The organism is Actinoplanes sp. NPDC051494 (assembly GCF_044454705.1).
In the GTDB taxonomy this organism is placed as follows: domain Bacteria; phylum Actinomycetota; class Actinomycetes; order Mycobacteriales; family Micromonosporaceae; genus Actinoplanes.
The window spans coordinates 305479-318285 of the sequence record NZ_JBITDZ010000005.1; the positions used below are offsets into that span (position 1 = coordinate 305479).

13 protein-coding genes are annotated in these 12807 nt (G+C 69.1%); 4 read left to right on the plus strand and 9 right to left on the minus strand.

Annotation, left to right across the window (positions count from 1 at the left end; translation table 11 throughout):
• Positions 1-85: 85 nt before the first annotated feature.
• Both ACIA6A_RS20535 and ACIA6A_RS20540 read left to right on the plus strand, forming a co-directional pair.
• Complete coding sequence (locus tag ACIA6A_RS20535) at positions 86-2386, plus strand: CDGSH iron-sulfur domain-containing protein (RefSeq protein WP_396099314.1); 2301 nt, start codon at positions 86-88, stop codon at positions 2384-2386.
• A gap of 28 nt (positions 2387-2414) precedes the next feature.
• Positions 2415-3077: a TMEM175 family protein gene (locus ACIA6A_RS20540; RefSeq protein WP_396099315.1), complete on the plus strand. Its 663-nt coding sequence runs from the start codon at positions 2415-2417 to the stop codon at positions 3075-3077.
• 55 nt (positions 3078-3132) lie between these two features.
• Here ACIA6A_RS20540 and ACIA6A_RS20545 read toward each other — a convergent pair whose 3' ends face one another.
• Positions 3133-3438 carry a putative quinol monooxygenase gene (locus ACIA6A_RS20545; RefSeq protein WP_396099316.1) on the minus strand — a complete coding sequence of 102 codons (306 nt, stop codon included), beginning with the start codon at positions 3436-3438 and terminating at the stop codon, positions 3133-3135.
• An 86-nt stretch (positions 3439-3524) separates the two neighbouring features.
• Positions 3525-4262 carry a type 1 glutamine amidotransferase domain-containing protein gene (locus ACIA6A_RS20550; protein WP_396099317.1) on the minus strand — a complete coding sequence of 246 codons (738 nt, stop codon included), beginning with the start codon at positions 4260-4262 and terminating at the stop codon, positions 3525-3527.
• A 337-nt stretch (positions 4263-4599) separates the two neighbouring features.
• Between ACIA6A_RS20550 and ACIA6A_RS20555 the strand changes: the two genes are divergently transcribed.
• The gene (locus ACIA6A_RS20555; protein WP_396099318.1) at positions 4600-4959 is read left to right on the plus strand and encodes a hypothetical protein; all 360 of its coding nucleotides are present in this window, start codon (positions 4600-4602) and stop codon (positions 4957-4959) included.
• A 128-nt stretch (positions 4960-5087) separates the two neighbouring features.
• Here the strand turns inward: ACIA6A_RS20555 and ACIA6A_RS20560 are convergent, their stop codons facing one another.
• From ACIA6A_RS20560 to ACIA6A_RS20590, 7 genes are read right to left on the minus strand one after another with little or no spacing between them, the layout of a single operon-like run.
• On the minus strand, positions 5088-5510 hold the full coding sequence (locus tag ACIA6A_RS20560) for a VOC family protein (RefSeq protein WP_396099319.1): 423 nt from the start codon (positions 5508-5510) through the stop codon (positions 5088-5090).
• A complete protein-coding gene (locus ACIA6A_RS20565; protein WP_396099320.1) occupies positions 5507-6115 on the minus strand; it encodes a DJ-1/PfpI family protein in 609 nt (202 codons plus the stop codon). Before ACIA6A_RS20565 ends, ACIA6A_RS20560 begins: the two co-directional genes overlap by 4 nt.
• The gene (locus tag ACIA6A_RS20570; protein ID WP_396099321.1) at positions 6108-7658 is read right to left on the minus strand and encodes a GMC family oxidoreductase; all 1551 of its coding nucleotides are present in this window, start codon (positions 7656-7658) and stop codon (positions 6108-6110) included. The genes ACIA6A_RS20565 and ACIA6A_RS20570 overlap by 8 nt, the downstream gene beginning before the upstream one ends.
• An 11-nt stretch (positions 7659-7669) precedes the next feature.
• Positions 7670-8047 carry a nuclear transport factor 2 family protein gene (locus ACIA6A_RS20575; RefSeq protein WP_396099322.1) on the minus strand — a complete coding sequence of 126 codons (378 nt, stop codon included), beginning with the start codon at positions 8045-8047 and terminating at the stop codon, positions 7670-7672.
• 30 nt (positions 8048-8077) lie between these two features.
• Positions 8078-8509: a hypothetical protein gene (locus tag ACIA6A_RS20580; protein WP_396099323.1), complete on the minus strand. Its 432-nt coding sequence runs from the start codon at positions 8507-8509 to the stop codon at positions 8078-8080.
• Between the two features lie 25 nt (positions 8510-8534).
• Positions 8535-10181, minus strand: coding sequence for a thiamine pyrophosphate-binding protein (locus tag ACIA6A_RS20585; protein ID WP_396099324.1), 1647 nt, complete (start codon positions 10179-10181; stop codon positions 8535-8537).
• Positions 10182-10187: 6 nt separating this feature from the next.
• A complete protein-coding gene (locus ACIA6A_RS20590) occupies positions 10188-11015 on the minus strand; it encodes a type 1 glutamine amidotransferase domain-containing protein (RefSeq protein WP_396099325.1) in 828 nt (275 codons plus the stop codon).
• A 560-nt stretch (positions 11016-11575) separates the two neighbouring features.
• On the opposite strand from ACIA6A_RS20590, the gene ACIA6A_RS20595 reads away from it, so the two are divergent.
• Positions 11576-12790, plus strand: coding sequence for an IS701 family transposase (locus tag ACIA6A_RS20595; RefSeq protein WP_396099326.1), 1215 nt, complete (start codon positions 11576-11578; stop codon positions 12788-12790).
• The last annotated feature ends 17 nt before the right edge of the window (positions 12791-12807 follow it).

Sequence of the window (12807 nt, forward strand, 5' to 3'; positions counted from 1 at the left end):
CGCGGTGCTATTCGATCCACAGAAGACATTTTTGCTGCGTGCCCCCGCAACCCGCGGGGACCATCTCCACCTACGGGGGATGACAATGACCGGGGACACCGTGGAACGGGATCTGAGCGAGGTCGCCAAAGCGTCGCTGACCTGCTGGACCGCTGCCGCCATGCTGCGCAGCACCACAGCCGGGACCAGCCTCACCACCGGGCAGCTGAGCGTGGTGCGGGGGTGGAAGGCCCAGCTGCGGGCCGCCGCGGTGCAGCACATGGTGAACTATTACCGGCGGCTCTCGGCATCCACCGGCACCATTGTGTCGGACGCGTTAATTTTCTGGGAACCGCCGGCCGACGAGTTCACCGTCGCATTACTCGATAACCTGCTCGCGGGCGAGTCCGAAGTCGATCTTGAAAAGGCGGGGGAAAAGGATTCCGGCGCATTCGGGCTCCTCGCCGGCCCGGACAGCACCGACTCGCCGGTCTCCATCGTCGACGGGGAGTTCCACGCCGTCCTGTCCAGCCCGGACGGCACCGCCTTCGACCCGGCCCGGGCGCCCCGCCCACCCGCGCGACCGGACACCGCGCTGGGCCACCTGGCCACCGACACCTGGGAGCTCACCCAGGTGCTGCTGAGCCGGCTCGCCTACGCCGACCCGGCCGCGGACGGCACCGCCGAGCTCGCCGCCGTGACGGATCGCATGATCCACTCCGTGCTGCGCCCGCTCAGCGAGGTGCTCGCGCTGCCGGAGCCGCCGACCGGGAACAGCACCCACCGCTACCGGCGCGCCGAGGCCCCGCTCACCGAGACGCCCGTCGACGAGACGCTGTGGCACCTGGCCGTGCTCGCCACCGGCATGCGGCCGGAGCCGGGCGGCCCGGCCGAGATGATCGAGGTGATCGCCGGGCTGCAGGCGCTGGCCTGCCGGCTCGCGCCGGAGAACGGCCCGCTCACCCGCGCCGACCGGATCCGCGAGCTGCGCCGGATGCAGTCCGGTGCGCCCACCGCCATCGAACCCTCCGCCAACGGCCCCTACCTGGTCACCAACGTGGACGAGCTGACCGACTGGCTCGGCGTGGACGAGCCGGAGCCACCGCAGCTCGCGCTCTGCCGCTGCGGCGCGTCGGGGTCGAAGCCGTTCTGCGACGGCGCGCACGCGCGCACCGGCTTCACCGACGGCAAGGAGCCGTCCCGGGTGCCGGACCACCGCGAGTCGTACCCGGGGCTGCAGGTCACCATCCTCGACAACCGCGGCACCTGCGCGCACTCGGGCTTCTGCACCGACCGGCTGTCCAGCGTCTTCCGGCTCGGCGAGGAACCGTTCGTGCTGCCCAGCGGCGGGCGCCTCGACGAGATCACCAACGCGGTCCGGGCCTGCCCGTCCGGGGCGCTGAGCATGGCGCTGAACAACGACGAGGAGAGCCGCGACGTCGTCGACCAGGTGCGCCCGCCGAACATCGAGGTCTCCCAGGACGGGCCCTACCGGGTGACCGGCGCGATCCCGCTCACCGAGCGCGACGGCACACCGGTCGCCCGCAACGAGGGCGCGTCCTTCGAGCACTACAGCCTCTGCCGGTGCGGTAAGTCGCAGAACAAGCCGTTCTGCAGCGGCATGCACTGGTACGCCGACTTCCACGACCCGGTGCTGTCCAAGGACGAGGACCCGACGCTGTTCGAGTGGGCCGGCGGCCTGCCCGCGCTGCGCCGGATGACCCGGATCTTCTACGGCAAGTACGTCCCGCAGGACGAGTTGCTGACCCGGTTGTTCGCCGACATGCGGCCGGACCACCCGGAGCGGGTGGCGACCTGGCTGGCGGAGGTCTTCGGCGGCCCGTCGCACTACACCGAGAGGTACGGCGGCTACACCCACATGATCTCCGAGCACATCGGCAAGCGGCTGAGCGAGCCGCAGCGCCGGCGGTGGGCGGCGCTGATGGGGCAGGCCGCCGATGACGCGGGGCTGCCCAACGACGCCGAGTTCCGGGCGGCGTTCACCGCGTACCTCGAGTGGGGCACCCGCATCGCGGTCGAGAACAGCCAGGCCGACGCCCGCCCGCCGGAGGGCATGAAGGTGCCCCGCTGGTGGTGGGTGTGCGACGCGACCCCGTCGGCCCGGATCTCGGCACTGGCCCCGGTCGTCGAGGAGGAGGACGCCGTCGTGCTGCCGGGGCCGGGCGAGCCGCTCTCCTTCGACCGGCACATCAAGCAGCTGTTCCGCGCCCAGGACCGCAACTCGATGAAGTGGGCGTTCGACCTCTGGCAGCACGCGGACGTCAGCACCCACGCCGAGGCGATCCTGCATCGCGTCAACGAGGGCACCATGCCGTGCGACTCCACCTGGCCGGCCACCCGGGTGGCCGTGTTCAGCCGCTGGATCGACGAGGGAAAACCACTGTGACCACCACATCTGCAAGGAGAAGACCACGGTGAGCGAAAAAGGGCGTCTGGAGGCGTTCACCGATGCGATCCTGGCGATCGCCATCACCCTGCTGGCGCTGGACCTCAAGCTGCCGGCGAGCGAGGCCGGCAAGCCGCTCGGCGAGGCCCTGCTGCACCACTGGCCGTCCTACCTGGCCTACGTGGTCAGTTTCCTGACGATCGGCATCATGTGGGTCAACCACCACGCGATGTTCTCGCTCATCGCCCGGGTCGACCGCGGGGTGCTGTTCCTCAACCTGCTGCTCATGCTCGTCGTGGCGGCGATCCCGTTCCCGACCGCGCTGTTCGCCGAGCACCTGACCGAGGAGGACAGCTCGCACATCGCCGCGGCGCTGTACAGCGGGCTGATGGTGGCGATGTCGCTGTGCTACATCGCGTTGTGGCGCTGGGTGATCAGCCGCCCCAACCTGCTGCACGACCACGTCGACCTCGAGGCCGCCCGCGGCACGTCGCGGCGGTTCGGCCTCGGCATCCTCATCTATCTCGCCACGGTGGGCCTGTCGTTCGTCAGCGGCCTGGCGACGCTGCTGGCCCACCTGGTGATCGCGCTCTACTACTGCTTCGACCAGCTGTCGATGCGCGGCGCCAAGGCCGCCGGCGGCGAGATCCCCGCCCAGGCCACCGGCGAGAAGGCAACAGACCCGGTCTGAGCGTACGCGTGACGAAGCCCCCGGCCTGCGAGAGGCCGGGGGCTTCGCCGTCTGCTCAGGAGGCCGCGCGGACGGTCTGCACCTCGTAGTGGCGCATCTCCTCGATCGCCTGCACGAACGGGCGGACCAGCGCGAAGAACGCCGGGAACTCCGGGCCCTTGCGGAAGCCCTCGAGGTGCCCCTGGGCGGAGTCCCACTCGATCCGCACGACCAGCACCGCCGGCTCCTCCACGCACCTGCTCACCTCGTAGGACAGGCAGTGTCCCGAGGCCAGCAACGGTTCCGCGGCCTTTTCATAGGCCTCGATCAGGTTGTCGCCGTCGGTGCCGGAGGTGCGGTAACGGATGTACTCGACGATCATGGAAAACTCCGATCCGGTAATCGCCGGCGCTGGAGGCGCAACGAAGCGGGTAGCCATGTTCTGGCTACCCGCCGGACCCTCGCGGATCAGCTGAGCCGGGTGAGGAACCTCTCCGCCAGCGCCGTCGACGAGTAGGGATTCTGTCCGGTGATGAGTTTACGGTCCTCGACCACGCAGGAGCCCCAGATGTCGGGTGACTTCTCATACTTCGAACCCAGCCGCTCCAGCTCCACCTGCAGCACGAAAGGCAGTTTCCCGGCCATGTCGGTGACCATTTCCTCGTCGTGCGAGAACGCGGTCATCCGGTATCCCTCGAGCGGCCAGCGGCTGTGCCCGTCGCGCAGCCCGAGCAGTGCGGACTGGCCGTGACAGACCACCGCGAGCGGCTTGTCGAGCTCGAGGACCCAGCTCACCACCCGGGTGACGTGCGGGTCGTTGGGCAGGTCGTCCATCGCGCCGTGGCCGCCGCTGATGTAGACGCCGTCGTAACCGGCGATGTCGTCGCGTTCCAGCTCGTCGAGGTTCGCCGGCTTGCGCAGCAGCTCGAGCGTGTCGATCACTTCCTTGTAGTGCGCCGCGTTCGCCTCGTCGTGGTCGGGTGAGCCGACCGGCCGGGTGTAGCCGATCGTCCTCGGGGTCAGGCTGCCCTGGTCGGGGGTGGGCGCCGTGCCACCGATCGTCGCGAGGTCCACGGTGTGCCCCGCCGCGACGAACTTCTCGTAGGGAACGACGAACTCCTCGGCCCAGAAGCCTGACGGGTGGTCCTGCCCGTCCAGCAGCCCGAGTTTGGCCGACTTTGTCAGCAGGATGAGGATCCTTGCCATTTCGCACGTCCTTTCGCCGCATTCAGCGGCCAGGAAGAATAGCTTTCCGACCCGTCGGCCGGTCGCCTAGTGGCTTACCAGAAGCATATTCCCGTCACCGTCTCCTGCGTCAAGTCGCAAACCCACGTAGTACCGGCGCATAGTTCAGGTAATTGACCATGCATCGAATCACCGAAATGACCTGCGGTTTTCCGGGCAGACCGGGCCGGTACCTGACGATATGCGGTCCGATCGCGGTCGGCAGCAGTCAACCGGCGGCATCGCGCCGTTATCGTTGAAACATTGGCTGATGCGGTTCCATGCGCATTTCTTTCACCCCAGGAACAGGAGCCCGGAAATGACCACTGACAACGGCACCGCCATCGCGGCGGACTTCCTCAGCACCCAGGTGCAGCTGCTCGAGGCCGGCGACACCGCGACACTGTCGCTGCGCTACGCGGAGGACGCCGTCTTCGTGCGTTTCGACTTCGTCGCGTACGGCCGGCAGGCGATCAAGGAGATGTTCGACGGGTACCTGAAGGAGAACCCCGAGGTCGGCGACGTCGCCGGGGTGAAGATCACCGACGACGTGCTGATGTACCAGGCCAGTGAGCGGCTGGGCGGCAAGCTGGTCTGGGCCGTGGGGACGATCTACTTCGAGGACGGCCTGGTCAAGCGCCAGACCGCCGCGTTCGTCGACCGGCCGTACGAGTCCTGACCCGGCCCTGACAGGGGCGGTGCCGCCACGGCGGCACCGCCCCTTCTCGCGTCTGCCCCTTCTCGCGTCTGCGGACCCGGGCACACGGCAAGGCCCGGCCCCCGGGGGAAGGGGCCGGGCCGCCGCGGTCAGACCGGGAGCGACTCGTCGTCGCGGAACCCCTGGCTGACCTCCACGACCACGCCGTCCGGATCGGTGAACCAGACGCTGCGCCAGCCGGGCAGGAAGTCGTCGAAACTCAGCGGTCCCAGCGACACCGGCAACGCCGCCGCCCGGTCCAGGAAGCTGTCCAGGTCGTCGGTCTGGAACGCCAGGTGCCGTACGGTGCCGGGTTCTTTCGGGCCGTCCGCGGTGCCGGTGGCCTCGGCCCCGTCCCCGGCCCCGAACAGCTCCAGGTAGGCGTCGCCGCGGCGCAGGAACACGATCTCGGCGTCCCCCAGCGCCACCGAGCGGGCCCGGTGGAAGCCGAACCACTCCTGGTAGAACTTCTCCGTCGTGGTCACGTCGCGGCAGTTGAGCGCCACGTGCGACCAGCGCATCCCGGCGCTCACGCCGGCACCCGGCGGTCCGCCAGCAGGTCGATGATCTGCCGGGCGAACAGGTGGGCGTGCATGCCGGTGCGCCCGGTCACCAGGTCGGCGCCGTCGACGACCACGTCGGCGTCGACGTACTCGGCGCCCATGTTGCGCACGTCGCCGACGAGGTTGTTGTGGCAGACCACCTTGCGGCCGCGGATCGTCTCCGGGATCGAGGCGAGCAGCCAGAACCCGTGGCAGATGACGCCCTTGAGGATGCCGGGCTCGGCGAACGCGCGGCGCATGAAGTCGGCCGCCGGCGCGAGCTGGTTGACGTCCTCGGTGAAGCGCAACCGGTCGGAGACCATGCCGGAGGGCACGATCACCGCGGCGTACGAACGCAACTGTTCGTCGCTGACGTTCTCCAGGCTCTCGTGCGCGGCGAACGGCGCCCGCCACTCGTGCCCGAGGAACGTGATCTCGTTCTGCCCCCAGAGGCGGGTGAGGAAGTGGACCTCCGCGCCCTCCTCGGCGAACCGGCGCTGGTAGTAGTGGATCTCGGGCTCGAAGAAGTCGCTCTCCACCAGGACGGCGATCTTCGTGCCGGAGAGCGGGCCCTCGCGCAGCGTGACGTCAGCCATGTCGTGCCTCCGTGATCAGCTCGGCCGCCTTCTCCGCGATCGCCACGATGGCGGTGTGGCAGTTGCCCGAGGGCACCGCGGGCATGACGCTCGCGTCCACCACCCGGACCCCGCGCACGCCGCGGACCCGCAGCTGGGGGTCGACCACGGCGAGGTCGTCGATCCCCATCCGGCAGGAGCCCGCCTGGTGGTGGTAGCAGTCGGCCTTGGCGCGCACGAAGTCCTCGATCTCGCGGTCCGTGCGCACGTCCTTGCCCGGCGAGAGCTCGCCGCGCAGGTGTTCCTTGAACGCCGACGACGCGAAGATGTCGCGCGCCATCTTGAATCCCTCGACCATCCGGTCGACGTCGGAGCGGTCCCCGAGGTAGTTCGGGTCGATCAGCGGTGCGGTCAGCGGGTCGGTGCTCGCGAGCTTGATCGTGCCGCGCGAGTTCGGCCGGACCACGCCGGGCAGGATCGAGACCGCGTTGGGGTGCTGCTGGCCGACGATGATGTCGAACGGCACGTGCACGAACGCGAGCTGCAGGTCCGGGGCGATCATGCCGGGCTGCGACAGCGCGAACAGCGCCGACTCGGACAGGTTCTGGGTGCCGGCCACCACCGGGTCGGCGGTCTCGGCGATGAGGCCGGTGAGCACGTGGTTGTGGAAGTTCTCCCCCACGCCCGGCAGATCGGCCACCACCGGCACCCGGAAGCGGCGCAGGTCGTCGCCGTGCCCGAGCCCGGAGAGCAGCAGCAGCTTCGGTGACTCGATGGCACCGAGGCAGACGACGGTCTCCGCGCTCGCGCGCACGGTGTGCACGCCGGGTTCGGCCCGCGAGACGCCCGGCAGCCGCCGGCCGGGCCCCGGGATCTCCGCCGGGGCCTGCTGCAGGTATCGCACGCCGGTGCAGCGGTCACCCTCGAACACCAGGTTCAGCGCGCGGGCGTCGGTGCGCAGCGTCAGGTTGGGCCGGGACAGGGCGGGTTCCAGGTACGACTGCAGGGCGCCCTGCCGCTTGCCGTTCTCGACGTCGATGTGGTGCCAGCCCGTACCGATCATCTCCGGGCCGTTGAAGTCGGGCACCCGGGCGTGCCCGAGCTCCTCGCAGGCCTCGATGAACACCCGCGACAGCGGGTTGGGGTCGTGCTCGCCGGCGTCGGTGACCGTCTGTGCCGTCTCCAGCTTGGCGAAGTACGGCGCGAGGTCGGCGTACGACCAGCCCGCCGCACCCTGGTAGGCCCAGTTGTCGAAGTCGGACCGGTGCCCCTGGATGTGCATCATGATGTAGAGGTTGCTGCTGCCGCCGGGCAGCTTGCCCCGCGGCTCGTAGACCTTGCGGCCGTTGAGCCCGGGCTGCGGCACCGTCTCGTAGCCCCAGTCGACCTGGCTGCCGAGCAATGTGAACCACAGCGGGGCCTGGTCCACGGCGGCGGGCACGAAGTCGCCCCCGGCCTCGAGCACCAGGACCCGTACCGCGGGGTCCTCGCTCAGCCGGCGGGCGAGCACCGATCCCGCGGTGCCACCGCCGACGATCACGTAGTCGAATTCCTCGTCGCTCATCGCGGGCCGCCCTACGACCCGGCCGGCAGGACGGCGCGGAACGGCTGGGTGTCGTGGAAGTTGGCCATGTAGATGATCTCGCCGTCGACGACGTGGAAGTAGTTCATGACGGCGGCCTCGATCTCGCCGCCGTCGGGCACCACGGCACTGATGTGCGAGACGACGCCGGCCTTCTCGCCGTCGACGATGATCTCGCGCGGGCTGTTGCGGAACGAGGCGTACATGGCGGGGAAGCCGGCCATCATGGCGCGCAGCGTCTCCCGGCCCTCGACGTGCCCGGCGAGTTGTTCGTCCATCACCTGGTCCGCGGCGAACAGGTCGCACCAGGCGTCCCATTTACCGGCGTTGGCCAGTTCGTAGTAGCGGTTCACTATGGTCGCGGTGTCCATGCGGGCTCTCCTTCGCGGGTGGCGGGTGCCTCAGAGCGAGCCGGAGCCGGGCATCGGCTCCATGCTGTCGACGACGTAGGTCTTGAGCCGGGTCTCCCCCTCGGGCGTGACCACGAGCTCCCACGTCTGGTACGCGTCGAAGCCCAGGAACTCGCTGGTCGCGGCCGGCGGGTTCCAGATCTTGCACTGCCAGTTGACGACCACCTTCAGGTCGGCGCCGGTGGCGTCGAGCCGGGTGATGTCGACGGTCTTCACGGTGTGCGCCTCGTCGAAGAACCGGTTGGTGACCGCCTTGTACCAGTCGCCGAAGCCGCTGTAGCCCCGCGCGGTGGCCTCGGGGAACCGCATCTCCAGGCCCTCGTCGATCAGGTACGGCAGCACGTCGTCGAGCTCGTCGTGCCGGTCCAGGGCCCGGTACCACTCGACGACCATGGTGCGGATGGCCTCTTCGGTAATCGCCATGGTGATCCACTTCTTTCCGCGGGGATCAGTCCCGCAGCGTGTCGTCGGTCTGCAGGTCGATGAGCAGCGGGCGGCGGGTGGTGAGCATCCGCTCGACCGTGGCGGCGATCTGCGACGGCTTGTCCAGGCGGATGCCGTCGGCACCCAGCGACTGGGCGAGCGCCACGAAGTCGATCGCCGGGTGGCTCAGGTCGAAGGAGTGCGGGTGGGTCCGGCCGTCGATGCCCTGTTCTTTCCAGTACTCGTCGATGTTGGCGTTGAGCAGCTGGTAGCGGTGGTTGTTGCACACCACGAAGACGGCCGGGACGTCGTGCCGGACCGCGGTCCACACGGCCTGGTACGTGTACATCGCGCCGCCGTCGCCGGTGAAGCCGACGACCGTACGGTCCGGGTGGGCGATCTTCATCCCGACCGCGCCCGGGATGCCCACGCCGAGCGAACCGCCGCGGGTGACCAGGTAGTGGCCCGGCAGTTCGGGCTTGAGGTACCGGCTGACGTACGGCGACGCGGTCAGCGCCTCGTCGAACACCATCAGGTCCCGCGGGGCCCGCTGCGCCAGCTCGGTGAGGAACGCGCCGATCAGCGTATCGTCGGGCGCCTCGTCGGCGGCCGCCTTCTCGCTCGCCCGCACGCTGATCCGGCCGGCCGCCGCGGTGTCCTGCTCCGGGGTCCGCAGCCGGTCCAGCACGTCACCGAGGGCGGCGAGCGACGGCTTCGGGTCCGCGACGAGCCCGAGCGTCACCGGGTGGTTCTTGGCGATCTCGTAGCCGTCCAGGTCGATGTGCACGATCCGGGCGTCCGGGGCGAACGGCGACTCGAGGTCCGGGAAGACCTCGGGGAACACGTACGTGCCGACGATCAGCACCGCGTCGGCGTCACGCACCGCGGCCCGGCTGACCGGGCCGAACATGTGCCCCAGCGCGCCCCGCGACAGCGGGTGGGTGGAGGGCATCGGGACGTCGGAGGAGTCCGCGTACCAGACGTCCGCGCCCAGCTTCTCCGCGACGCGGACCAGTTCGGCCTCCGCGCCCGAGGTGGTCACGCCGTCGCCGACCACGAGCAGCGGCCGTTGCGCGCCGGCCAGCAGCGCGGCCGCCTCGGCGACCAGGTCGGGCGTGGGCAGCACCCGGGTCACCGGGTGGACCGTCGGCACGATCAGCTCGTCGTTCAGCTCGTCCAGCACGTCCATCGGCAGCGCCACGAACACCGGGCCGCGCGGCGGGGTCATCGCGATCTTGATCGCCCGGCGCAGGACCCGCAGCAGCGAGCGGGAGTCGACCACCCGGGTCGCCCACTTGGTCACCGGCCGGGCCATGGAGACCAGGTCGGCGGCCATCTGCGCGTCCATGGAGTCGTACGCGATGCCGGACTCGCCGGCGACCACGACCAGCGGTGTGTGCCCGCGCTTGGACTGGTACATCATCCCGATGCCGTTGCCCAGCCCGACCCCGCTGTGCAGTTGCAGGACCGCCGGGCCGCCGGTCGCGCGGGCGAAGCCGTCGGCGACACCCGCCGCCACGGTCTCCTGCAGGGTGAGGATGTAGTGGAAATCCGGAAAGGACTCGAGGGTGTCGAGAAATCCTTGTTCCACGGTTCCCGGATTGCCGAACATGTGCGTGATGCCGTCGGCCAGGAACTGCTCGATCATTGCCTCTTTGCCGGTTCTGGGCATCAGGGCCTACCAGCCGTATCGACGGAGATCGTGCTCCAGGACCTGAATCATCTTCTCGCCGGTGGTGAAGGAGTCCGCGGTGGACCGGCCGGTGACGAACGGGTAGTCGACGACCACGGAGATCTCCTTGCCGAAGTTCCCGTGGTAGCGCCCGTCGGGCCCGGTGGCGTCGCGCAGGATGTACTCCAGCGGGTACGGCGGCGGCCCCATGTTGAAGTCCGTGGTCAGGAAGCCGGTGCCGTCCTTGTAGTCGTACTCCTTGCAGTGCCCGGTGACGTGCTTGTTCCAGATGATGCTCTGCCGGCTCTCCCAGTCGCGGGCGAAGGCCAGGCAGGCCACGCCGTAGCACTCGGCGCCGATCACCTTGCCGGAGCGCAGGAACGACAGGATCAGGTCGTGCACCCGCCCGTTGTTGGCCAGGTCGACGATCGGGCCGCTGCCACCGACGATGAGCAACGCGTCGTAGTCGGCGATCTTCTCGTCGAGCGGGTCGCCGATCGCCCGGTTGTACGCCTCGAGGGCGCGCAGGTAACCGTCGTCGCTGGTGTAGGGCCGCTCGGGGATCCAGGAGGAGAGGTCCTCCGGGTGGTCGAGGCGGTCCGACTCCTCCAGCGCGCGGGCCACCTTGGCGACCTCCGCGGACACGACGCTGCGGCCCAGCGGCGGGTCGACCATCCCGGCGTCCAGGCTCGGCGGCAGGGCGTGCGGCCGGCCACCGCGCGGGGTGAGGAACGTGATGTCGTACCCGCGCTCGTCGAAACGCGTCAACGGCCCGACGAGCTCTTCACCCCAGTATCCGTACTCGGAGAGCACGGTGAGGATCTTTCTAGTCATGGGGACCCCTCATCAACAATGGGCTCCGAAGCGCTTTAGGGCGCCGGAACCGGTGATAGGCGAAATGTTTGTGCGCGGCGGCGGGCAAGTCAATGGACGCCAAAACCGCCGGAACGACGCACGGCAATCCCTCGGCGATATACGTCAAGTCGGACCCGGCATATCCCCGCCGGGTGCGAACACGCTCCCACGGACCGCGGACCCGGCCGGCCACCCACTGTTGCACGACCATCTAAACAAGCACGTATTACGTCAAGTTGCCCGAAAGTCTCTTCACGGAGGGTCTGGCTTGACGTAACTCCTTGAGGTTGTAACAACACGGAAACGCTTCACAGGATTGGACAATCCTGGCACAATGCCCCACCCGCTGCGGCGGTTCGTCCTATCTGGACAGAAAATAAGATCCTTTAGTGGATATACGCAGCTCACTTGACACTTAAATTTCTCCCCAGCGCTCCTTGTCATAACCGGAAAGCTTGGTTAGAAATGTCGTTGGCGCTCATCCGGTCGCAGTTCGGCCGAGCCTAAATTCGTCGCAGCGCCCGACGCGGGGGGTCAGTGTGACGCAGGATGACGAACGCCTCGAACTGGGCAGCGAAGATCTTTTCCAGGAGTTTTGCGGGGACATATTTCAGACCCTGCACCGCGCTGACCAGCGACGCGCCGGTCAAACGTACCTGAATGGCCTCATCAATTGCGACGGCCGCAAGTCGATCCGGCGGATGGCCGCGCTGTCGGCCAGCCACCACTCGGAGCAGTCGCTGCAGCAGTTCATCAACCAGAGCCCGTGGGACCACCAGCCGATCCGGGAGCGCCTGCTGGAGCGTCTGATCGACGTGGTCAAGCCGGAGGCCTGGGTGATCACCGAGGTGGCCTTCCCCAAGCACGGCCGGTACTCCGCCGCGGTGCACCGCCAGTACGTCCGGGCCGAGCAACGGGTGAGCAACTGCCAGCTGGCCACCGTGGCGGTCATGGCCACCGACGAGCACAGCGTGCCGGTCAACTGGCGGCTGGTGCTGCCCGAGCCCTGGCGCGCGGACGAGGAACGGCGCGCGCGGGCCCGGATGCCCGAGCACGAGCTCCCCCGGCCGTACTGGCAGTACCAGGTCGAGACGATCGACGACATGATCCTGGACTGGGGCATGGCCCCGGCGCCGGTGGTCGTCGACGCCGTACAGCTCACCACCGTGGAGGCGCTGCTCGTGGCGCTGTGCGAGCGCAACCTGCCCTACATGGTCCAGATCGGGCCGAACGTGCCGGTCCGCTACGCTCCCGACCGCCCCCGGCTGGCCGGGGGCCGGCCGGTGATGCAACCGGGGGTCCGGCCGCAGCCGTGGCGCGGCAGTGCCGGCGACCTGGTGCACCGGCTGCACGACCAGCCGCGGTCCACGGTCAGCTGGGAGCACGAGGGCCGTACCCACCGCTCCCAGTTCCTCACCGCCCCGATCATGCGGCCCGGCGCCGGCGACCCGGCCACCGACCGGCACGAGCCCGGCGGCGCCGAGCATCAGCTGATCGTCGACTGGCCGTTCAACAAGTCGCAGCCGCGCGGGTACTGGATCACCAACCTCAGCGACGAGCCGCTGTCCGACGTGGTCAAACTGACCCGGTTGCCGGGGCGGGTGCACACCCGGCTGGAGAGCCTGGCCAGCCGGTTCGGGTTGCGCGACTACGAGGGCCGGACGTTCTCCGGGTGGCACCACCACGTCACGCTGGTCTCGGCCGCGTACGTCTTCTCGCTGATCGAGTCACTGCGCCACTCCGGCCTGCTCTGAGCGTCCGGGGACCAGGG